We start from the raw sequence: 22,422 nt of genomic DNA, 5'->3' as shown, positions 1-22,422 counted from the left end.
CAGGGTCAATCGATTTTAGATTTGAGATTTTAGATTTGAGATTGACCCCACGGATAAATGCGGCGGTGTGAGGATTTTCGATTTGGGATTGATTCCACGGATAAATCACGTGGCGGGTACCACCTTTGAAATTCTTGGTCAAAAAACCTACTTAGGAGTGATGCCCATCAATCCGGTTTCTAGGATAAATAAGAGGTTTAACCGGGAAGTATGGGCCAAGAAACCGGGAATCAGCCCCGCGCACGTCAGTCGTGCGATCGCACACAATGAAAAATCTCCGATTCCCCCTTCATCCTGCCTGGATCTCTTAGAATAAATAAAATTGAGGACTACAAAGTGGTTGCTTCTCCAGAAAAAATCGATTTCAAAACATCTGCAGCACCCGCAAGTAACGATCGCGTTGCTGTATTGCTGATGGGTTATGGCGAAGTCGAAAGCTACGACGATTTTGCCAACTACAACGAACAAGCTTTAAATTTGCTTACGGCAAAGTTTGCGCCAGTACCGCTTTGGATTTATCCGCCGCTGGCGAAGATTTTAGCAATCTTTGACTTGCACGAGTGGAGTCACCAACACGGTCAATTCGTTTCGCCGCACAATGCAATTTTTGAACAGCAGCGCGCTGGGATTGAAAAGAATTTACAGGAGAAATGGGGCGATAAAGTAAAAGTGTTCAAAGCTTTTAACTTTTGCGCGCCGTTTTTGCCGGAACAAGTAATTCCGCAAATTCAAGCAGAAGGATTTGACAAAATTCTGATTTATCCGCTGTTGGTAGTTGATTCTGTTTTCACCAGCGGCATTGCAGTCGAACAGGTGAATAAAGCTTTAGCACAAACCTTTGATGGCAAAGAACATTGGGTAAAAGGACAGCGCTACATTCCTTCTTTTTACGATGAACCTGCTTACATCCAGCTAATGGCGGATTTGGTAGAAGAGGAAATTAAGAACGATTTAGCTGTAGCGCATTTGCCTTCTCAGATTGGGATTGTGCTGATGAATCACGGTTGTCCGCACAAGGCGAAGGGCTTTACTTCGGGAATTGTGGAAAGTCAAGCTTTGTACGATCGCGTGCGGGAACGTTTGATGTATCGCTATCCTTTGATTTCGGTGGGTTGGCTGAATCACGACACACCGCTGATTGAATGGACGCAGCCGGATGCGACGTTGGCTGCGAAGAATTTGATCGATCTGGGTGCAACTGCGATCGTCTTTATGCCGATCGGATTTGCGACAGAAAATCACGAAACATTGTTAGATGTAGACCACATTATTGAGTCTTTGCAGAAACAGCGTCAAGGAGTTACTTACCGCAAATTGCCTTGCGTTAACGACCATCCTGAGTTCCTGAAAATGGCGGCAGAGTGGGCAAATCCGCAGATTGAAGCGTTGTTGAGTGAGACGGCGATCGCTGTTAATCCGAGTTTGGCTTCCGCGCACCGCGAGCACGCGCATTCTCACGAAGGGCACGGGCATTCTCATGGCGGACACGGGCATTCTCATGGTGAACACGGCCATTCTCATGGTGAGCACGGGCATTCTCATGGCGGGCACGGGCACAGTCATTAATTGAGTCCTTGGGTGGGGGCGGGTTTATTATATTCTTGGTTTCCCACATAGATGGCTGGTAAAACCCGCCCCTACATGCCTGTAGGGGCGGGTTTTACAGATAATATTTGAGGCTCACAAACAATCTAGATAAACCCGCCCCGGCGATACTAATTGAGTGCGTGAGTTCGATTAATTGAGGTGAAAAGGTCGATCGTCCTTTGTTGTTTTTAGGGAAAGGGCGATTTGCTTTATTATTGAGAGAGCGATCGCAATTTTAGAAAAAAGTATGAAGAAAAAAGTTTCCCTCTTTGTTAAAAGCCAGGTATTACCAACCGTTGTTTATTGCTGGAATGTTGGAGGAAGAATACCGGATTTAAATCAACCTCATTGGTCTGTTGATATAGGCTCTAATCCTTCTACTATCTACCGTGAATATATGGCTAAGGTTGCCAAATCGTCTCGTGGCTTTACTTATGATGAAGCAGAAAAATGGTTATCTGAAACTTTGATTAAATTAGACTTAAATCGATTTGCTAAATGATTAATTTCGATTAATAAATCAGGTTTCTGAAAACAAAACTGCCAAAAAATGCACAGTTATCGACATCAGACTTATTAAAGGCCCTACAATCATTGAATCTACTGTTATTCCTGGATGCGGAAAAGCATGGTAAATTCCCCTCATACTCACCAAATTGTTTGAATAGTAGTTAACGCTTGAATTTTTGCGTCGCGGGTGACTAACGGAAGACTCAAAGATAAAGCAGTGGCGGCAATAATCCTGTCTGGCATATCAGGAACCGTTGCCCTGTCAATTTGTTGAATAGTTGCCGAGATATTGCGATCCAAAGGTGCTAGCATAATCCCCACATTTGGATCGTCCGCAGCATTTAAAACTCGTGTCAGCACCTCGCCTGCCAAACGCCCTCGCTCAATCAAGTAAGAAATTTCTACAATTGTAATTGCGGAAAAGTAGATAAAATTTCCCTCATTAACCGCTTGTTCTAATGCTGTTAATGCTGCTGGCGACAATCTTGGCAGTTCAAAAATGTACCAAATTAGGGTATGGGTATCTGCTACGACTGAGGGCATCAAACAATCTCCCTGGGAAAATTTGCCCACATTTCTTGTCGGGCTTGGGCGATGTCTTCTTCCGTAATATCTACTTTTAAGTCAGCACACAACCCTTTGACACTCTTTAGCGGTCGTTTAGCCATAGTTTTTTGTTGAAGAAATTCAGCAAAATCTAAAACTTCTTGCTGTCGTTCAGGGGGCAATGCCCGCAACTTATCTAAAACTGCTTGCTCTAAATTCATCGTTTATTGCCCTCCGTAATTACTCTAAAATTATCTTCACGCTTTTACTTACCAAATTTAAAAAATGTGCTGGTAACATACTTACCATATTATAAGGTAAATCCCACAAAAAACTAACGCCTCTTGCATCCTAGTTTGAAATAATATTTTTCGGAGTGGAGTGCGATCGCCCCTAATTTTGTAGGTGCGTCGCTATGAGATTTTCCAGCTATTTGAAATAGCTCAAGGCGACGCACTTTACACTATAGCGATCGCCCCAACCAACTTATCAATCTCCGCCTCAGTTGTAAAATAGTGAACACAAGCCCGCACACAATCAGGATTAAGAATAGTCCTTACCATAATTCCCTGTTTTTCCAACAAATCGACAAGCTTTTTGTGCGGCATCCCATTACTTAATCGAAACGAAACCAAACCAGCTTCCGGCGCAGATGTCCGCAAACATTCCACATCGGGAAGTTCCGACAAACGCTCCCAGAGATACTTACTCAAACGGCAAATTTCTGCATACCTTTCCTCGATCGTACCCCATTCATGTTGCAGGGCGATCGCACTCCGCAAACCCGCATACAAAGGATAAGCCGAAGTCGCAATTTCATAGCGCTGCGATCCAGGTTTCCAGCCAAGAACTTTAGCATTAGCATCCGTTACAATTCCGCGCCAACCGATAAACACCGGATGCAAATCTGCCAAAGCTTCCGCACTCACATAAAGTCCCCCCAAACCTTCCGGGCCGCACCACCATTTGTGACCAGTAAAAGCATAAAAATCAACCCCCGATTCAATCAAATTTAAAGGCAAAACCCCCACAGATTGAGCCGCATCAACTAATACTCTAACTTTGTGATGCTTTGCAGGCAATTCCTCTTGTAACCCCCCTTGAACCAGGGAGAACTCCTCTTGTCCCCCCCCTTGCCAAGGGGGGGTTAGGGGGGGTTCATGACACACTTTCACAATCTCAGCCAGAGGCAAAACTTGGCCAGTATTCCACAAAATGTGACTGATAACCAACAAGCGAGTATTTGGCCGCAAACTATCAGCAATCACCGCCACAGGATCGCCCTCATTCAAAGTAGCCGCCAACGGACAAATCGAAACCTCAATGTTGAAACGGCGCTGAAGTTCCATTACACTAGCTACAATGCCGGGGTGTTCGCAATCAGAAAGCAGCAAATGGTCGCCTGCTTTCCAGTCAATGCCCCACAGCGCAATATTGCAGCCGACGGTGACATCTTCAGTTAGGGCGATGGTTTCAGGAGGTACCGTCAACTCAGATGCGATCGCCCGTCGCGTCAGCATCGCCTCCTGAACCACCCAAGCCCCCACCTCCCCCGAAAACGGCCCCCCAAGCTGCACCCGTTTGTAAGCCTCATAAATCGCCTCTAAAGCAGGCTCAGGCAGCGGCCCTTGTCCGCCGTAGTTAAAATAAGCTTTATTGGCCAAAGCTGGGAATTGTTGCCGGTGATTGTCCTTTGTCATTTTTTTTTGTAATTATTGATAACGTTAATATTGAATAACTGATGGTGTGAACTTTCTATCCTTTGATTTGGCCTCAAGCTAAATAATCAATCCGTGTATCCGTGTCAAAATCCGTGTCGTGCTTTCCTTCTAATTATTCTATGCCTTGCGAATACTAAATGTTAATAACTGACAAACTGCTACTTTCCTATCAGCGATGCCATCTCCGAGCATTTTTAGACACCTGCGGAGACTGGAAACAACTAGATCCCCCCAGCGACTTTTTGCTGAAACTGATGCGCGACAGTGCGGCATACCAGCAGCAAGCTTTGGAATACGAGACTTACCAACAACCATATTATCCTAGAGGGGATTGGGAAGCCGGCGCGGCCGCTACATTGAGTTTAATGCAGCAAGGGGTCGATCGCATTTACCGAGGAGTTCTGATCCAGGGCGAATTCGGCCAAACCAACGGCGCAACAACTTCTATGGTAGGAATTGACAGTCAATATTTCCCAGAATTTGGCGAAATTCCCGAAACTCCCCTTGATATTTCATCCTCCAATCTGCACTCTTCAAACATTACCCTGATCAGCCGCCCCCATTTATTAATCAAACAGCCGGGACAATCAAATTTTGGCAATTGGAGTTATATTACTGCGGATATTTGGCTTAGCAAGCGACCAAAACAAGAGTATCAAATTATCGCAGCTTTTCACGCCCAAGTTTTAGCTTCCGTACAGGAAACAATGCCAGAGACTGCGTGGCTGATGCTGCGAAAAAAAGGGTGGTGGCAGGTGAATCTAGACCAGCGAACTCCTCAGATGTTCGAGATTTTAGATGATTGCATTCAGATGATAGAAAATCGGGATAAACCAGAGGTGTTCATTTCCCGGCAAAAGTGCAATCTTTGCGGTTGGTATACTATCTGTCACGCCGAAGCGGAATCTATTAAACATCTTTCGTTATTGCCGGGAGTTACGGCCAGCCGCTATGCTAGACTAAAAACTCTCGAAATTACTGATGTTGAAGCTCTCGCTAATGCTAGTTCCGAACTGCTGGCTGAGTATCCAGAATTCCCTGACAGAGTTGCTTTTGATGTTGTGCAGCAAGCTCAATCGCACTTGCTAAATCAACCGCTGTTGCGGGAAGAAGGAAGAAGGAAGAAGGAAGAAGGAAGGCACGACACGGATTTTGACACGGATACACGGATTAACGATCGAGAAGAACGTAGAAGTGAGAATTCCGAAGAACTTAACTCATCTGAAATAGTACCAGATATTGTAGACAATATCTTGAATGACATCGCAGTTGAAGAAGTAAAAATTAGAGAAAATAAACCTGCGACATCTTCTATACCTGCGCCAATTCTCCGCAAGAAACCAATTCCCTATTCTCAATCTGTGTTTTTGCCGATCGCCCCAATCGAACTCTACTTTGACATTGAAGCGGAACCAGAGTTAAACTTGGATTACCTCCACGGAGTCTTAGTTGTTGACAGATCCAACAATACGGAAAAATTCCACGGTTTTTTAGCAGAATCAGCAGCCGAGGAAGGTGCAATCTGGCAGCAATTTTTAGAATTAATGTGGGCTTATCCCATTGCTCCGATTTTCCACTTTTGCGACTACGAAGTCAAGACATTTAAGCGGCTGGCTAAACTTTACAATACTCCAGCTTATTTGTGGAAACCGGTGCTGAAACGGTTTGTAGATATTCACAAACAAGTGACGCAAAAGGCGATTATGCCGGTGGAAAGTTACGCACTCAAACCAATTGCGCGCTGGCTGGGTTTTGACTGGCGAGATGCTAAGGCTAATGGTGCTCAGTGCGTCTGCTGGTACGACGATTGGCTCAAAACCGGCGATCGATCGCTCTTGGAGGCGATCGTCCGGTACAATGAGGACGACTGTCGTGCTACATACATAGTTAAAGATTGGTTGACAAATTTTTTGCTAAATCATGAGCCGTGATTTTCAGATTTAACCAACCGCGAAGACGCGAAGCGACGCAAAAAAAGGAATGGAAAAAGAAGGTAGGTAATAATGTATTTATTGGTAAAATGCGAAAGCTAGCAAAAGCAACTATATTTATTGTCTGTTTTTTGATGGCAGCAACTGTTGCTATTTGGGTACACCAGTCAGCTCAATCTTTCGCTGTTACGAAAATAGATTTTATCGGCAGAGCAATATTTCCTACAGGTTCTCCGTTTCAGGGGACGGAAATTGGCGGACTTTCGGGCATTACTTATGATGCCGAAAAACAAGTTTATTATGCCATTTCTGATGACCGCAGCAGCAAGGCTCCGGCGCGCTTCTATACTCTCAAAATCAACTTGCCATCTGGTAAACTGGAAAAAGAGCAAATTGCTTTTACTGGTGTCACTAATTTATTAGATGAAAACGGCAAAAGTTTTCCTGAATTAAGTTTAGATCCCGAAGGGATAGCTTTTACTGGCAATAGCGTGTTTGTTTCTTCTGAGGGAGATGTCGAGCGCCAAATAAATCCTTTTATCAAAGAGTTCTCCCTCGATGGTAAACTCCTGAAAACGCTGGCAATTCCTGAACTATTTTTGGCCGACGACAAAGGCAGTAAAGGCATCCGCAACAATCTCGCTTTTGAAAGTTTAACTTTAACGCCCGATCGCAAATACCTATTTACAGCTACCGAAAACGCCTTGGTTCAAGATGGCGCCGTAGCTTCCCTGGAAACCGGGAGCCCGTGCCGGATTTTGCGCTACGATGCGGTGAGCGGCAATCCAGAAGCATCGTTTCTCTACATTACCGAACCGCTACCCGCTGGTGCGAATCCTGTGGGAAAATTAACTAGCAACGGTTTAGTGGATTTGTTGGCGATCGACGATAACCGCTTGCTGAGTTTAGAGCGTGCTTTCTCCCTGGAAACCGGCACAACTATCAGAATTTTTGAGATTTCTCTGGAAAAGAGCGATCGTATTGAAGCACTCGAAAGCCTCAAAAGCCGTCTCAGCGAGGTTTCTCCCGCTCAAAAACGCCTGCTGCTGGATTTGGAAACCCTGAAAATTCCCCTAGACAACATTGAGGGGTTGACATTTGGCCCCGTCCTGGCGGATGCTAGCAGAGGTCTGATTTTGGTGAGTGACAACAACTTCAGTCCGCTGCAAGAGACTCAAATTTTGGGCTTCCAAATAAAAGTTCAAAAAACCTCTTGACAAAAGGTGAAGTTATAGGCATAATAGAAATTGTGCCTGAAAAAACGGCAAAACGAGGGACAGTAGTTCAATTGGTTAGAGCACCGCCCTGTCACGGCGGAAGTTGCGGGTTCGAGCCCCGTCTGTCCCGTTCAAAATAGAAAATGTTCAGATTGCTGAAAAAGGCGATATGCTGAAAAATAACCGCTTGTACTGAGTTAGCACAGTACAAGCGTTTGTTTCACAAAGCCTAGATCAACATCAGAAGGTAAATTGTGTCAGCACGCACAGAACTGCTACTGAGCCTCAGACAAGAAATTCTTGGCCCCAGACAGTGTTGTTACGAGATTCTGCCAAGCAATCAAGAACCCCGCAACGAATTCATCACGGGTGTCCTGATCCCCAGAGATGCCAGCGATGAAGATGCCAGAGAAATTGAGGGGGAAGCTGAAACTTTAGGGACAGGGATAGACGAATATGCCGATGACGACTCGGAGGAAGAAGTACCAGTTGCAACCTCGGCCCCAGTTCTAGACCCAAAATCTCTACCCCGTTCTATGGGGATTTCTTTTATTGTTCGGGCTACTGATGAACATCAGCCACAGATAGTTTTTTGTGCAACTTGGGCGCGATATAAAGATGAGAAAGATCCGCGCGGCAAGCAAGTCTTCAGGCGAATTCCCAACTGCTACCTCACACCAGAACCAATTCCTGTTGCAGAACCTTCACCAATACCAGAAATAGACGCGGTTAGAATTAGTCTTCGCAGCGTACAGCGGGGTGAAAATACTTACAAAGTATCGATTTACTTAGTTAATGAGACTTGTCTGATCGACCCGATGGCAGAATCGGGAAAGCGACGGTTTGAGACAAGTGACATGATTTTTCAGCCTCAAATTCGAGTGGTTTGTGCAGAAAATACAGAGCTTTTGCCTTTCGATAGTTTCGAGCCTGCTGCGGAAGTTCCCGAACCGGGAAGTCTTGAAGAAGAAGATGAGTCATTAGCACTAATTTATCGAGAGTATCAAGCTTATGCACGGGGTCATTTGTGCGCTGCTGTATGGCAAGAAATAGACCCCGAACGTCCTTGTCAGGGAGAAAATCCCTTGCGGTGGATTGACGGGGAAGTTGTCGATTCTCAATATGGAGAACAGCAAGGGCAACAGTTTGTAAAGCCTGACTGTCGAACAGAATATGTCCCTTGCTACCCCATCCAATCTCCTGAAATTGACTGGAATTTAGAATTAACAGGACAGACACCAGAACTCAGCACGGCACAACTCGCAGAAACTTGGAATCATACTGCAATGCGCGAGGCTATTCAACCTCTTGTAGATGGGTATGGAGTCTGGATAAGTCAACAACAAGCTAGAGTTAATGAGTTAGATTGTAAATATCTGAGGGCTGGTAACAGACATTTAGAAACTTGCGATCGCGCGCTGCAGCGAATGCAAGAAGCCATTGATTTGATTGTGGGAAATGAGGAAGTAAGACTGGCTTTCTGCTTGGCTAATAAAGCGATCGATTTGCAGGCATCTTGGAAGGGAAGAGGAAGGGATTTCAGGTGGCGGCCGTTTCAACTTGCATTTGTCTTGATGAATATTCCAGCAATTGCTACCCCCCTGCATCCCGATCGCAGAACTTGCGATTTACTAGCTTTTGCTACTGGTGGCGGCAAGACTGAGGCTTATTTGGGTTTAGCTGCTTTTACGATGGGATTGAGGAGATTGAGGTCTGAGAAAGATACTAATGGCGATCGTACCGGACACGGTATTAGCGTAATTTCTCGATACACCCTCAGACTCTTAACAATTCAACAGTTTCGTCGTGCTTTAGGCTTAATTGTCGCCTGTGAAGTCTTGCGAGTTGAAAATTTAGGAACAACTGCGCCTGTCGGTTGGAGACCTAACAAATGCACTTGGAAAGACAGCAACATTTGGGGAACTACGCGCTTTTCTGCCGGATTGTGGGTTGGGGGAAGTGTTACGCCCAACAGTCTCAAAGGATTGCCACATCTCAAGATTACTGGTGCTATTGATGCCCTCAAAGGTCAAAAAGCAGAGGGAGAACCTGCTCAAATTCTTAACTGTCCTTGTTGCGGCTCAATTCTGGCTGTTCCGAAAGATGGTTTGGGTACAAAGCAAGAGGGACATACTATTCATTTGGTAATGAAAGGTGATGTGAATCCCGAATTCCTTTCTCGCCAAGTGAACCCTTTAGAAGAGATGACACAGGCTCCTGTTTTTTCGGTGTCTAACAACAGCACGGCTGAAGGTTACATCACACTCTCAATTAATTTTAAATTAAAAGCAAGTGCTAGAGTTTTTTCAGGAAAATTAGACGATTGGTGGAGAAATCAGGTAAAGCCTCACTTGTTGGGTGCTGAATTAGTTGCTTTTAGAATCAGCAGATCGGGATATTTTAAGAAAGTCTATATAGGAAGTAAAGGTGCTGAAAATATCGAAAATGTTGAAATTTACTGTCCCAACCCCAAGTGCGAATTAAACAATGACAAAAAATGGAATGAGAAAGTTCCCCTGCAATTTAACAGTCAATATAGAGGGTGTCTGTTAGATGCTCCTAATAATTTTGTTTGGGAAAAACCAATAGACGCTTTTTCACAAAATTGTTACTCTTTAAAAATACCAATATCAGCTTTTACAGCGGATGACCAAATTTATTCTCGAATTCCTTCTTTGTTGGTTGCTACAGTTGATAAATTTGCCCGTTTAGCATTTGAGCCAAGAGCCGGAGCGCTTTTTGGCAACATTAATCGCTATTGCAGCAGAGAAGGTTACTATCGTGCGAATACAGGAGTTGAGCCTAAAACTCCTCAAAAACAAAAAAAAGATGTGAATCCACTTTTACCGCCCGATTTAATTCTTCAAGATGAGCTGCATTTGATTGAAGGGCCACTAGGCAGCATGGTAGGGCTTTACGAAACAGCAGTCGATACTTTATGCGAACAAATGTGTGGGGGTAAAATTGTCAGCCCGAAATATATTGCCTCTACAGCAACAGTACGGCAGTCTCAATCGCAAATACAATGCCTGTTCGATCGCAGTGTTTTTCAATTTCCACCTCTTAGCTTGTCAGCAGCAGATAGCTTTTTTGCCAGAACGGCAGCGAATGTTCACCCGATAGATACTGATGCAAACTCTCGGCATCCTAGCGGTCGCCTTTATGTTGGAGTTTGTGCTCCCGGCAAAGGTGCTCAAACTCCGCTCGTTCGGCTTTATTCATCAATGCTCCAAAGTATTTGGGAATTGAGACAAGCAGAATATAATGATACAGATTGCGATCCTTTTTGGACGCTGGTAGGTTATTTCAATGCGATTAGAGAGTTAGCAGGAGCTTTGACCCTTTACCGTCAAGATATTCCTGAAAGACTGAGGTATGTGGCAAGTAGTAGAGAAGTTACTGAACGAGAATTAGGTGAAGAAGTCGAGCTTTCTAGCCGTAAGGATTCTACTGAATTGCCGGGGTTATTAACTAGCCTTGGACAAGAATTGCCAGAAGCTAAAGATATTGTTTTAAGTACATCAATGTTTGGGACAGGTGTTGATATCGATCGCCTGGGTTTAATGATAGTCAACGGTCAACCCAAAACCACTTCATCCTACATTCAAGCTACGGGTCGCGTGGGTCGTTCTCAAGGAGGGTTAGTCATTACTTTCTTTAGAGCTAGCCGTCCGAGAGACTTAGACCACTACGAGTTTTTTACTGGGTATCACAGGGCAATTTACCGCTATGTTGAGCCAATTACAGTCACACCATTTGCAGCTAGAGCTAGAGAGCGAGGCATGGGGCCGGTAGCAGTGGCATTGTTGCGGCAAGCGAGAGAAATTCAGGGAGAATTAGTTGCACCAGAATGGGCGGCAAAAACCAATGCTTCTTGCATGCAAAATGTTCGCAATTTAGCTAACGAGTTAGAGGTGATTAATGAAGTAATTAACAGGCGATCCCAAATTCAACTTCCAATCCGCCGCCCGCCAGAATATCAGGTCGATCGCGAAGTGCGAGGAGGGTTCGATCGCGGGCAAGCAGTCGCAGAAAAAGATAATAATCTTGTTTGTCAAGGGTATGCAAAAAATGTGCAAGTCTACCTGTTAATTTAATTGTCAAGGAAAATTTCTTCTCGATGACGGCGGAGAAAGTTAGGATTAGGTTGAAATTTTTCAGGTAAACGCATTTGCTTCCCGTGATAGGCAACAAAGTTATGCTCTAATACATCTTCCGGCAAGAAACTTTTAAGATATGAACTAAGAACCAGTCGATAATCTTCATCAAATGTAATCATTCCCCCATCAAAAGCTGCATCCTGAGTACGAGCAAGGCACAAACCATTATGAGGATCGAGTCGATGTTCTGGGTAATCGCCCCAAGGTAGTATATGGCTCGCGATCAAAAGTTGTGGAATTGGATTACCAGTAATACAGCAACGGCTGTTGTAGTTAGCTAGAATAGTTTTGCGAAAAAAACTTTGTCCGATTCGTGCTTTTACACTAGCTTCTACTTCTGTCTCGCCAGTTGGCTGACTTTTAGGTATTTTGATTTCCCTGGCATTTTGAGATTTTGGTTGTCGGGGTAGCTGATACTCTTCAGGTATTACATTATCAAATAGTTCTTGTAATAGTTCTTCGCTTTTAACTCCTAGTTCTTCCCAATTTGTATAAAATTCTTGCCAAATGCCGCGATCCGCGTTACTTGCACCGCGAAGGCCTTGAATGCCACGGGCTTGCAGTACAGGATCGAATGAAGCTAAATTACAAAGCTTCATTGATAGGCTGCTTGGGGTTCTTCCCAGCTTTTGAGCTACTTCAATAATAATTGGCGTGTGACGATCTAGCTGTCCAAATGGTAGCTTGCAGTATAAATTCATTGCGATAATGAGTTCATCTCGTGTCCAACGCTTTCTTAATGCCATTTATTACTACTTCAGCTACTTAACGGCGATCGCCTGTGCTAAAAGAGGCGGCACAGAATTCCCAACTAACTCCAACATCCTAGGCATAAGTGCGTCAAATACAAAGCGCTCTGGGAAAGTTTGCTAATATTATAGCCTGGATAATTGCAATTTGTTGTTTTATGCAATCCTTTTTCCAAATCTCCTATCAAAGTAGGGAATATCCAGTGGTTGCGGAGATGATTAACATTTTCAATTACAAAAAATAGCGGTTTGTAATATTCTACAAAACGGATGAACTGTTCGTATAAAAAATTTCTAATATCGCTTTCTATCTGTTTACCTAAAGACCTCATTTTGCCTTTGCCAACTAATGAAAATACTTGACAAGGCGGCCCACCAATTAAAATATCAACTTCTCCCGGCTGGATATCTAGTTGACTCAAGTTAATCAGAGATTCTATCGGTTGGGCATCAAGCTTAAGCTGGCAGTTAGGGAAGTTTCTATGATGGGTTCTGATGGCATGGGGATTTTTATCAATACCTCCTAGAATCTCACAGCCGGCATTTTGAAAACCTAAACTCATCCCACCTGCACCGCAGAAGAGATCGAGTACAGTCGGAGCTTTGGTTGTCGGTTTACTTGGCTTAGGCATTCGATGGAGAAAGTGTTTTAGGTAAACTAACTACTACGCGGTACAGTTTACCCGAAAAGGCTGGCAAAAAAACTCCTGCTTGCAGTTACGATCGACTTCCAGCAGCGCTCAAAGGTGCGAGGAAATAAAGGGTCGGGCGATCTGATATGTCAAAACCAGGACGATCGGCACGAGAATCGGAATCGCCACTAGCAGTCCCCATTTGCCAAACCTAAGTTTTTGACCGTCGGATTTGAACAGGAAAATCACAGCGGCAATTCCCATAAGTATCCAGAGACCACCGAAGCCCATGAAGACTGTATAGCCTGCATCTTGCATTTTTTTTGACCTTTAATAGTAGTCCATCTTTAATGTTAGTTGTAGTCTGTTTCTGCTGACATCTTCTGATAGGTCGATCGCACTTATTAAATATGACTCATTTCGAGTTGGGTTGGCAGCGGCCCTGACTTTCGCACTCGATCCGCACAGTTCGATCGCTCATAATTGTTGCTAAATCCGGCCTTCCCGTCAGCTTCAGCCGCCAGTCTGCCCAAATTCCGTACAGCCAATTGGCGATCGCCCCAACAACCGGCACTTTAGTCACACCATAAACCCATCCCATACCTAAAATCTCGTAGGTGCGGCGAAAAACCTCTACATTTTTAACCGTCGTACCGTCGGGTAATATCGCGTGAATCCGACCCATCGCCGTTTCGTAGTCGATTCCGCCGTGGGCCTCCGGGTTGTAGCCATCATCCGCAATATCCACAAACGACACTAAACCTCGCCCCGCGTCGCGTTTTTTTAAGAAATTAACCTCCCGCACGCAAAGAGGACATTCACCGTCATACAGCAACTCAATCTGCCAAGCAGGCGCAACAGACTCGGGGGAGGGCGCAACAGATTCGGAAAACTCAGTTTTAGCAGCAGACATAGGGAAATATATTTTAATGTCGTCGATCGCACACAAACATTTTACAAGCATCAATAGTTATCAGGTGCGCCTTGGGTACTCCTAAAGCAGTTATTTGTGGTGTAAAAAATAGTCCCAAAGGTGAATCCAGTCTTGGCCACCCGCAAGCTATTATCATCAAGATGCCCTCTCCTGCCTTGCCGGAGACTTTCGCCCGATCGCCCGATAGTCGAATATCAAGCAATTCGAGGCAAAGCACCTGCCAAGCACAACTGTTAATTCGGCAACAAAATATAATAAAATTTGAAGTCTTAAACATCAGCTATTCGCCCAACCAGCAAATCGCCCCCAATCTAAAAGCAAAAATCTACATGAATGTCAGAGTCCGTCTAGCCCCCAGTCCCACCGGAAACCTACACATCGGTACCGCCAGAACCGCCGTATTTAACTGGCTGTTTGCCCGCAACCAAGGCGGCAAATTCATCCTGCGGGTAGAAGACACAGACGTAGAACGTTCTAAAAGCGAATACACCGATAACATCCTCGAAGGCCTCACCTGGCTGGGTATGAACTGGGACGAAGGCCCGAGTTTTCAGTCACAGCGTCTGGAAATATACCGCCAAGCAGTCCAAACCCTTCTCGACAATGGACTCGCCTACCGCTGCTACACCACGTCGGAAGAACTCGACGAAATGCGGGAAGCACAAAAAGCCAACAAACAAGCCCCCCGCTACGACAACCGGCACCGCAACTTGACAAGCAAACAGCGCGCAGCTTTTGAAGGCGAAGGGCGACAAGCTGTGATTCGGTTTATCATCGACGACGATCGCACAATTTCTTGGAACGACATGGTGCGCGACACCGTAACCTGGAAAGGTAGCGACCTCGGCGGCGATATGGTGATTGCCCGTGCATCCAGCGGCGGCGTCATCGGCCAACCACTCTACAACCTCGCCGTAGTTGTCGATGACATCGACATGGGCATCACCCACGTCATCCGCGGCGAAGATCACATCGGCAATACTCCGAAACAAATATTGCTCTACGAAGCTTTGGGCGCGACAATCCCAGAATTTGGCCACACGCCGCTGATTTTAAACTCCCAAGGACAAAAGCTTTCTAAACGCGACGGCGTAACCTCGATTTCTGACTTCAAAGATATGGGCTACCTGCCCGAAGCTTTAGTTAATTACATGACTTTGCTCGGTTGGACTCCGCCGGATTCAACGCAGGAAATATTTACACTGTCGGAAGCAGCAGAATTATTTACATTCTATCGAGTCAACAAAGCCGGTGCAAAATTTGATTGGGATAAACTCAATTGGCTGAACAGTCAATATCTGCACAAAATGCCAGTGCCGCAATTGACAGATTTGCTGATACCTTATTGGTGGCAGAAAGGCGGTTATGAGTTTGACTCCGAGGCAGACCGCCCCTGGCTCGAACAAATAGCTGCTTTAATCGGCCCGAGTCTCGTTCGCTTAACTGATGCTGTGGATATGTGTAAGGTATTCTTCTCCACCACGGTGGAATATGAAGAAGAAGCACTCGCACAATTGCAGCAACCAGGGGCTGCACAGGCTTTACAAGCAGTTGTAGAAGCAATGGAAAGTCATTCATCCCTGACATCAGCGGAAGCTCAGAAAATCACTAAAAAGCTCAGTAAAGAGAAAAATCTTAACAAAGGGCTAATTATGCGATCGCTCAGAGCCGCTCTGACAGGTGCAATGCACGGCCCCGACCTGATAGAATCTTGGGTAATCCTTCACCAGCGAGGAACGGCTAAAACCCGTTTGCTTGATGCCATTAGCAACTTGAATTTGCCGGCTGTTGGTGTCGCGGACGAAAATTCTACCCCAGAACAACCAAAGGCAGAAACAGTCGCCGAAACTTCTGCTACAGAACAGTCAGCAGCGGAGGTTTCAAAAGTCGAAACACCGACTATTGAAACAATCGAAACCCCGGTTGTTGAACCATCAGCAGCAGAGGTTTCAGAAGTCGAAAAACTTGCGATCGAAACAGTCGAAACGCCGACTGTCGAACCAGCAGTGGAAGTTACAGCAGTCGAAATACCGACTACAGAAACAGGCGAAGTGTCGGCTCTTGAACCAACCGACGGGGAGGTTGCAGCAGTCGAAATACCGGCTCTTGAAACAGTCGCAGCAGCAGTTGAAATACCTGCCGCCAACCAGCAAAAAACTATTGCGAGTGGAGAAATGACTTCATCAAACGAACCAGAAACAACCGTTATCATCACCGAAATTCCTGCCGGAAATGAAGCAGACAGTTCCAGCGGTACAACAAAAGTCATAATTACCGAAGAACCGCCGAGTCAGGGCCAGCAGATCAAAGAACAAATTATCTCAATTTTGTCCGAGTTTCCCGCTTACATTGGCAGCTTTTACGAGCAGTACAAAAGTCCCCTGACTGTTGTCGGTGTAATTGTAGCCTCGATTGTCTCTTTGAAAGTGCTTTTGGGCGTAATAGACGAACTCAACGACATCCCCCTGCTAGCACCCACATTCGAGCTAATTGGTATCGGATACACCGTGTGGTTTGTCTACCGCTATTTGCTGCGATCGTCCAATCGGCAACAATTAGGTCAAGAAATTCAAGCATTGAAAGAACAAGTTTTCGGCAAAAAGTCCTAAACTTTTGCTGTAATTAGTTGAATTTAGGCCCGACATTGACAACTTTAAATAAGTTGTTAGTGTCGGGTTTTTAAATGACTAATGACTGTTGACTGTTGACTGTTGACTGTTGACTAATGCTAATCACTAAACCCCAGTAGCAGTAAAAGCCGCCCAATAATAAGGATTAGCAAAAGGATAAGGTTTGCGGTTGCGAATTTGCTGCAAAGAAGCCTCCGCAATCAGGCGATAACTTTGAGAAAGCCGATCGAACATTTGCGAAATTTGAGGTTGAAAATCCGCCAACAACACCTCCAATTCCTCGCTAGTCAAATCCCGCAGCCACCTTTGAGCGTCCCCCAGGGCGATCGCCACATCTCCCACCTGCAACCGAGAAAACCGTCCCAGATTTTCATAAAACTTGCTTGTCAGCAGCAGCGTAGAAACATCGTTAACCTTCCAAAGACTGCTAACCACACTAGACGTGCCAGCATACAACAAACCCGCCGACAAACCCACAAAATCTCCTCCAGCACCGCTAACTCCGCCAGCGGCAATTTCGCAACCCGATAAAGTAACTAAAAAATATTGCCGAAAATCAAGATTAAAAATTTCCTCCAAACTCAGAGAATCATTCCTCAAAAACACTGCGGATTTCAGTGGCCAAGCCAAATTAAGCAAACTCAAACAAGCAAAGTGAGCGCATTTTTTATGCGGCAACTGCCCTATTTGCTGGGGCAAATCCCCATTATTAGCAGACATTTCTTGGGAAAAAGCCTCTTTAATTGCCGGCTTATGGCGCAGAACTTCTGTACTGGCAAAATACTGGGAAATAGTGCCGATTTCAATGTTGCTGTAGAACGCATCTCTGGTGAAAGTTGGAATTGCCAAAAGCTGCTGCAAACCGGGTTTGTACCGACCAATAGCCGCTCCGCGTGCACTTTGTCTCAACAGCAATAGCTGACAGCTAGGAGCATAGCGAATTCCTCCGGCAAATCGATCGATCAAATAAGCAGCAGGCGCTGCAACGTCGCCAAAAGACGAACTTTGAGAAAAATCCGAAAGGCTGTAGGTTTCCCCATCAAAACCGCTGCGATCGCTCCACCCAGACCTAAAAATTCCCCCACCATCCTCAAACCCGTCTCTCCCCGCCAAAGGCAAAGCGTGGAGTGGCAAAGCGTGCAAAAATCGGTGCGGCACAAAAATCAGCCGATCGCAATTATCGGGAATCAGCGCCACCACTCGATCGATTTCCAGCATCGCAGCCAAGCGTTTGAGGCGAGCCGGGAGATGATTGATCCAGCGACCTTTTTGTTCAGAATAAGCCGTGAGGTACTCCTGGCCCCAACTTTCGGCAGCCAAAGCATTTTCCGACGAACACAGGTGAACGGCGGGATATTGTGCACTCTTTACCACCACAAAAGCAACCAGCAACTCCCCCAAACTCGCCCACACCACAGCAGCGCAATTGTCATCAGGCAACAATTGGCGAATTTGCTCGAAAGCGATCGGTTCAACTTTGTGAGCTAGGCTGAAGAAAGGATCGTTTGCCTGCACCTCCCGCGCAATCAACCTATCAAACTGCTTCCACAATTGATTTAAGTGCATGAAGTCCGAATTCGACAGCAGAGAACCGCTGTTGAAACCTTGGCTATCGCCCTCAGAAATCAAAGTCGTGTTGGGATCGGGTTCTCCCTCTTCTTGGTGCTGCTGTTCCCCCGCTATTTCCAGTTGCAGCGACTCCAACTCGCTTCGCACCCCTGCGGGAATTTCGGCTTTCGGAGTCAAGTGGCATTTAACCAGCAGTTCTACCAAATTCCGATTTTTGTGGCGTTCGGCGTATTCCAGAGCCTTAGCGTAATATTCTGGTTGGGTGGCGCCGAGTTCCAGGCAAACTTGCACCAGGCATTTATAGAGTCCAGCCCAGGTGCGGGTTAATTTAACTTTTGCGGTACTCGTCCGTGAAGCGTAGCTATCCCGTAGGGAATCGCCAAAATCGACTGTATCAACCCCAACTTCGCAACGCAAGAATTCCACAGTATCGACAGCAGCAGTAAAAGCCCCGTAGGCGCGAAGCAAGTCGCCTCGAACTCGGTAAGCTTGACCCAAATAAAATAAAATTTCAGCCCAGCGGTGGGGATAGGTTTCGCGAGTGTAGACTTGGGTGGCGTTTTGATAGCAGCCGATCGCGCTTTCGATGTGGGACAAGTTTTCCGCCTCCGTCAGTTGCGAATAAGCCCTGCCGAGATAAATTTGCAGCATTGCCCAGCGGTTGGGATATGCCTGCCTGGTGTAGACTTCCCCTGCATTTTGATAGCAGGCGATCGCGCTTTTGAGGTTGCGGTTTTTTTCCCCTTTCACGTGTTCGCAGAAAGCGCGGCCGAGGTAGGCACACAGCATTGCCCAACGTTCTGGAGTTTTTTGGCGGTTGCAAAACAGCAAAGCATTTTGATAGCAGGCGATCGCCATTTCCATATTTTCGGCTTTTTCCCCTTTCACCCGCCGACTGTAGATCCTACCGAGGTAAGTTTGGATCGAAGCCCAAGCTTCGGGAAATTTGATGCGGGTGTAGACTTGTAAAGCATTTTGATAGCAGACGAGCGCCATTTCCAAATTTTCCACCGGATCGCCTTTGATGCGATCGACAAACACCCGGCCCAAATTCCTTTGAGTCGTCGCCCACTGCTGCGGAAAAGCTTCCCGAGTCCGCACCTGCAAAGCTCTCTGATAGCACGTAACCGCGTATTCGAGATTTTCAGCTCGGTTGCCCTGCTGCAACTCGCAGTAAGCATTTGCCAAATTATTTTGAGTTGTCGCCCAACGCCGGGGAAACACCTTGCGGTTGTAAACTTGCAAAGCATTGTGGTAGCAAGCGACTGCCAGTTCCAGATTTTGGGCTCGGTTGCCCCGCAGCCGGCGGCTGTAAGCACGGCCGAGATTGTTTTGAGTGCTCGCCCACTCTTCCCCGAAAGCCTCGCGGCTGCGAACTCGCAGGGCATTTTCAAAGCAGGCGATCGCGTGTTCTAGATTGTCTGCCGGATCTCCCCTGAGACGCTCGCTGTAAGCGTTGCCCAGATTATTTTGCAGCGTCGCCCACTGTTCCGGGTACTGTTCGGGCGTGCGTACTTGTAGGGCATTTTCAAAGCAAGCGATGGCCTGTTCGATATTTTGAGCCTTATCACCTCTGGGGCGATCGGTGTAAGCGTTGCCCAGATTGTTTTGCATCACCGCCCATTCTTGGGGAAAGTCTTTGCGGGTAAACACCTTAGCAACTGTTTCGTAACCGGCAATTTCGATTTCCAAGTTATTAGCCTTGCTGCCAAGGGGAAACCGCCCAATTTTGTTGCTCAGATTGCCGATCAGGGCTGCAATCCGCCTTCTCTCGGATTCTTGGGCAGCAGAAAACACCAAATTTGCCCAGCAGCGCAGCAGTTGTGCAAAATTCTGGTCGAGTTTGTCTAAATTGTTTCTCAGCAGCGAGTACAGGTGCTGCGAATCAGCGCTGCGCGCCACTGCCTGCAATACTTCTGCTAAAAAAGCCAGATATGCTGCCCCGGTTGCGGGCAGTTTAGAATTGCCCTTTGCAGATTCTAAGGGTGCGATCGCCTTTTGGAAAAATTTTGCAGCTTTGAGCAAGCTTTCTCGCGTCAGTGCCACTTCTTCCAAATAAAGCGTTTGCACGAACCCAAAGTCGATCGACTTTGGACTCGTCCTCAAAATCAAATCTATTCCTGAGTCCCCAGGATTTTCCAGCAGCGCTTGGAGCATATTAACATCAGTTTTGCGACGCTGTTCGTCCATCGTGCATTCCGCCAAACTATTAACCATAGGAGCGCTGCTTCCCTGCAACCAAGTGAACTACCCACCCCTAAATCGTAGTACCGAATATAGTAGGGGCTTCTGTACTCATAGGCGAGTGCCAAAGCGGAGACTTTCGTCCCAGCTTTGGTCTTACCTCGCATCCTAAAGCAGAAACGGCTGAACCTTCCGCCTTTAGTATTGTGATACCTTCTGCTTTCATCTTTATCGCTGCGTTCCCCTCCCGATCGCGATCGGTAGCACAGTGAGGATAAGTCCCTTCCCTCATATCTAATGGCATCTCGGTCATTTGATCGAAACAATTAGAACAAAGTTTGGAACTGGAAACCCCTCTATCAATCTCGACTAAGTTCGCGCCTTTGCGTTCCCACTTGTAGGCTAAGAAGTTTGTAAAACTTTCCAAAACCTCATCTGATATTGCTTTCGCAAAATTGGAATTGCGAATCATGTCCCAGAAATAAAATTTTTCTACTATGACCGCGAGGCGATCGCTGACCAACTTATAACTAAGTTTATGTAGAAAATCTTGCCACCAATTCCTAAACCGTTCGCCTACCTTGGTCACAGCTTTTCTATATTTGTATTCAGAAGCACTTTTTTTCTGCTGGTCTGTTAACTTTTGCTGCTGGCGCTTCAAGTTCTTCTCGTGCTTGGCAAAATGCTTAGCATTAAAGTCATATTTAGATTTTTTTTCATCATCGGGGACAATAGCACAGTATTTCAATCCTAAATCCATGCCCGCAATCCTACCTTCTTTTGTTGTCTGGTTCTGAGCTTTAATTTCAGTCAGTATAGATGCAAAATATAGCAATCCTAAATGATTTGTGTAATTCTTGTAGGGGCAAAACCCACGCCCGGTTGCCCCGCCTTGGCTGGGGTAGGCACGGGGAGTAGGGGTAGCACTACCCTTACATATTTTTACAACTGATTTAGGATTGCTATATTTTCCTGAATATTTTTTACTAATAATTGAATTATCAATTTTACCCTCACTTAATCTATATCTCTTTATTTGGGGCTTAGTTATTTCGCTATACCGGGAAATCCTAGTACCCGCTCCAACCTTCACGTTTTGAGGATACTGAAATGACGGTTTTTTATCTTGAGATGGGAACTTATCAAACCCAGCCAATTCATCAAGAAAGTTTTTGTATGCAGTCGTTAAGTCAAGCGTACTAGCTTGCCAAAATTGGCTGTAATACTTACCTATCCCTACACTTCCATCGGATTTTTTGAGCGTCGGTAAAAGTGTGTTGAACCCGAAGCAGCCAAATCCTTTACCAGTTTTTTTATAAACTTCAATTGATTTATTTAGACCATAATTAGACCACCAACGCGCACACCCAAAAGTTGAAGCTACTTGTATTTGTTGATTTTGGGTAGGATACAAACGAACTTGGATAGCCTGGTGTAGCAATCAACATCACCTCCTTGGTTCTTCTATTCTCTCACAATATACAGTTGATTATCAAAGCATTACGAAAAAATTTTGTGACGAAGATTACATATTTTCTCTCTTGAAAGCGATACGCAAAAATACTTGAGGATGCAATCGTCCTCACCTGCCCTTCCCACTATAACGGTACTCGGTTTAGTGGGAAGGGCGCGAAATAGTTAAACCAGGATTCACCAGTCCCAACAGATACGCAGATAGCGAAACTAGCACCTACGATCGCTAATAGTATTATTTTGCGCGTGGCTCTTGAGTAAAATCGCGGTAAAAGGCGCCCTCACCCTGTGGCGGCGGGTTTCACAGGCATTTCTAAAATTGACAAACCCGCCCCGACAGACTTGCAGCGGGACGGGTTTACTTTTACTCCGATCGGACTTACGCTAAGAAACCCGGTTTCTGGGAAAATATTCGGTTTAGTAACGAGAAATCTCGAAAGAAACCCGGTTTCTGAGGAAGAGTGTGTCCGGGAGTAAAATCCTATCCGGTCGATTACCATTCATCAGGTAGGGGCGGGTTCACCAACAATATCTGCCAATAATTGACAATCTCAAAAACCCGCCCGGCCGGGATATTAT

15 protein-coding genes, 1 tRNA gene and 1 pseudogene are annotated in these 22,422 nt (G+C 45.8%); 8 read left to right on the top strand and 9 right to left on the bottom strand.

Features of this window, described 5'->3' with window-relative positions; all coding sequences use genetic code 11:
• The first annotated feature begins 336 nt into the window (after positions 1 to 336).
• The gene (locus QUB16_RS24580) at positions 337 to 1,566 is read left to right on the top strand and encodes a ferrochelatase (protein WP_333320162.1); all 1,230 of its coding nucleotides are present in this window, start codon (positions 337 to 339) and stop codon (positions 1,564 to 1,566) included.
• Between the two features lie 268 nt (positions 1,567 to 1,834).
• Complete coding sequence (locus QUB16_RS24575) at positions 1,835 to 2,089, top strand: hypothetical protein (RefSeq protein WP_333320160.1); 255 nt, start codon at positions 1,835 to 1,837, stop codon at positions 2,087 to 2,089.
• 146 nt (positions 2,090 to 2,235) lie between these two features.
• On the opposite strand, the gene QUB16_RS24570 is transcribed toward QUB16_RS24575, so the two are convergent.
• From QUB16_RS24570 to QUB16_RS24560, 3 genes are all read right to left on the bottom strand, one after another.
• A complete protein-coding gene (locus tag QUB16_RS24570; RefSeq protein ID WP_333141637.1) occupies positions 2,236 to 2,640 on the bottom strand; it encodes a type II toxin-antitoxin system VapC family toxin in 405 nt (134 codons plus the stop codon).
• Complete coding sequence (locus QUB16_RS24565) at positions 2,640 to 2,864, bottom strand: DUF2281 domain-containing protein (protein WP_190744673.1); 225 nt, start codon at positions 2,862 to 2,864, stop codon at positions 2,640 to 2,642. Before QUB16_RS24565 ends, QUB16_RS24570 begins: the two co-directional genes overlap by 1 nt.
• Before the next feature lie 237 nt (positions 2,865 to 3,101).
• Positions 3,102 to 4,343: an aminotransferase class V-fold PLP-dependent enzyme gene (locus QUB16_RS24560; protein WP_333320158.1), complete on the bottom strand. Its 1,242-nt coding sequence runs from the start codon at positions 4,341 to 4,343 to the stop codon at positions 3,102 to 3,104.
• Positions 4,344 to 4,501: 158 nt separating this feature from the next.
• On the opposite strand from QUB16_RS24560, the gene QUB16_RS24555 reads away from it, so the two are divergent.
• The 4 genes from QUB16_RS24555 to drmA all read left to right on the top strand — a co-directional run bounded on the left by QUB16_RS24555 (position 4,502) and on the right by drmA (position 11,609).
• Entirely contained in the window at positions 4,502 to 6,295 is a 1,794-nt protein-coding gene (locus tag QUB16_RS24555) for a TM0106 family RecB-like putative nuclease (RefSeq protein WP_333320156.1), read from the top strand.
• Complete coding sequence (locus tag QUB16_RS24550; RefSeq protein ID WP_333320154.1) at positions 6,292 to 7,512, top strand: esterase-like activity of phytase family protein; 1,221 nt, start codon at positions 6,292 to 6,294, stop codon at positions 7,510 to 7,512. Before QUB16_RS24555 ends, QUB16_RS24550 begins: the two co-directional genes overlap by 4 nt.
• Before the next feature lie 56 nt (positions 7,513 to 7,568).
• Positions 7,569 to 7,642, top strand: a tRNA-Asp gene (locus QUB16_RS24545).
• Between the two features lie 124 nt (positions 7,643 to 7,766).
• Positions 7,767 to 11,609 carry a DISARM system helicase DrmA gene (gene drmA, locus QUB16_RS24540; protein ID WP_333320152.1) on the top strand — a complete coding sequence of 1,281 codons (3,843 nt, stop codon included), beginning with the start codon at positions 7,767 to 7,769 and terminating at the stop codon, positions 11,607 to 11,609.
• Here the strand turns inward: drmA and QUB16_RS24535 are convergent.
• The 4 genes from QUB16_RS24535 to QUB16_RS24520 all read right to left on the bottom strand — a co-directional run bounded on the left by QUB16_RS24535 (position 11,606) and on the right by QUB16_RS24520 (position 14,017).
• A complete protein-coding gene (locus QUB16_RS24535) occupies positions 11,606 to 12,418 on the bottom strand; it encodes an HNH endonuclease (RefSeq protein WP_333320150.1) in 813 nt (270 codons plus the stop codon). The two genes, drmA and QUB16_RS24535, sit on opposite strands and share 4 nt — an antisense overlap.
• Before the next feature lie 65 nt (positions 12,419 to 12,483).
• Positions 12,484 to 13,053, bottom strand: coding sequence for a DNA cytosine methyltransferase (locus QUB16_RS24530; protein WP_333320148.1), 570 nt, complete (start codon positions 13,051 to 13,053; stop codon positions 12,484 to 12,486).
• Positions 13,054 to 13,161: 108 nt separating this feature from the next.
• Positions 13,162 to 13,371: a hypothetical protein gene (locus QUB16_RS24525; protein ID WP_006632034.1), complete on the bottom strand. Its 210-nt coding sequence runs from the start codon at positions 13,369 to 13,371 to the stop codon at positions 13,162 to 13,164.
• A 97-nt stretch (positions 13,372 to 13,468) separates the two neighbouring features.
• Positions 13,469 to 14,017 carry a DUF393 domain-containing protein gene (locus QUB16_RS24520; protein WP_333320147.1) on the bottom strand — a complete coding sequence of 183 codons (549 nt, stop codon included), beginning with the start codon at positions 14,015 to 14,017 and terminating at the stop codon, positions 13,469 to 13,471.
• A 299-nt stretch (positions 14,018 to 14,316) separates the two neighbouring features.
• On the opposite strand from QUB16_RS24520, the pseudogene gltX reads away from it, so the two are divergent.
• Both gltX and QUB16_RS24510 read left to right on the top strand, forming a co-directional pair.
• A pseudogene (gltX, locus tag QUB16_RS24515) lies at positions 14,317 to 15,759 on the top strand (glutamate--tRNA ligase); the annotation flags it as partial.
• A 402-nt stretch (positions 15,760 to 16,161) separates the two neighbouring features.
• Positions 16,162 to 16,596 (top strand): CAAD domain-containing protein, encoded by a 435-nt coding sequence (locus tag QUB16_RS24510; protein ID WP_333320182.1) that lies wholly within the window; start codon positions 16,162 to 16,164, stop codon positions 16,594 to 16,596.
• Between the two features lie 126 nt (positions 16,597 to 16,722).
• On the opposite strand, the gene QUB16_RS24505 is transcribed toward QUB16_RS24510, so the two are convergent.
• Both QUB16_RS24505 and QUB16_RS24500 read right to left on the bottom strand, forming a co-directional pair.
• Positions 16,723 to 20,403 (bottom strand): CHAT domain-containing tetratricopeptide repeat protein, encoded by a 3,681-nt coding sequence (locus QUB16_RS24505; protein ID WP_333320145.1) that lies wholly within the window; start codon positions 20,401 to 20,403, stop codon positions 16,723 to 16,725.
• A 40-nt stretch (positions 20,404 to 20,443) separates the two neighbouring features.
• Complete coding sequence (locus QUB16_RS24500; protein WP_333320144.1) at positions 20,444 to 21,811, bottom strand: transposase; 1,368 nt, start codon at positions 21,809 to 21,811, stop codon at positions 20,444 to 20,446.
• Positions 21,812 to 22,422 lie beyond the last annotated feature (611 nt).

The sequence above is a fragment of the Microcoleus sp. D3_18a_C4 genome, assembly GCF_036702415.1.
In the GTDB taxonomy this organism is placed as follows: Bacteria; Cyanobacteriota; Cyanobacteriia; order Cyanobacteriales; family Microcoleaceae; genus Microcoleus.
This window is presented reverse-complemented; position numbering and strand designations above follow the sequence as displayed.

Coding starts and splice junctions, on each gene's coding strand:
- QUB16_RS24575 (WP_333320160.1), top strand. CDS start 1,835: ATGAAGAAAAAAGTTTCCCTCTTTGTTAAAAGCCAGGTATTACCAACC.
- QUB16_RS24570 (WP_333141637.1), bottom strand. CDS start 2,640: ATGCCCTCAGTCGTAGCAGATACCCATACCCTAATTTGGTACATTTTT.
- QUB16_RS24565 (WP_190744673.1), bottom strand. CDS start 2,864: ATGAATTTAGAGCAAGCAGTTTTAGATAAGTTGCGGGCATTGCCCCCT.
- QUB16_RS24560 (WP_333320158.1), bottom strand. CDS start 4,343: ATGACAAAGGACAATCACCGGCAACAATTCCCAGCTTTGGCCAATAAA.
- QUB16_RS24555 (WP_333320156.1), top strand. CDS start 4,502: ATGTTAATAACTGACAAACTGCTACTTTCCTATCAGCGATGCCATCTC.
- QUB16_RS24535 (WP_333320150.1), bottom strand. CDS start 12,418: ATGGCATTAAGAAAGCGTTGGACACGAGATGAACTCATTATCGCAATG.
- QUB16_RS24530 (WP_333320148.1), bottom strand. CDS start 13,053: ATGCCTAAGCCAAGTAAACCGACAACCAAAGCTCCGACTGTACTCGAT.
- QUB16_RS24525 (WP_006632034.1), bottom strand. CDS start 13,371: ATGCAAGATGCAGGCTATACAGTCTTCATGGGCTTCGGTGGTCTCTGG.
- QUB16_RS24520 (WP_333320147.1), bottom strand. CDS start 14,017: ATGCTTGTAAAATGTTTGTGTGCGATCGACGACATTAAAATATATTTC.
- QUB16_RS24510 (WP_333320182.1), top strand. CDS start 16,162: ATGACTTCATCAAACGAACCAGAAACAACCGTTATCATCACCGAAATT.
- QUB16_RS24505 (WP_333320145.1), bottom strand. CDS start 20,403: ATGGTTAATAGTTTGGCGGAATGCACGATGGACGAACAGCGTCGCAAA.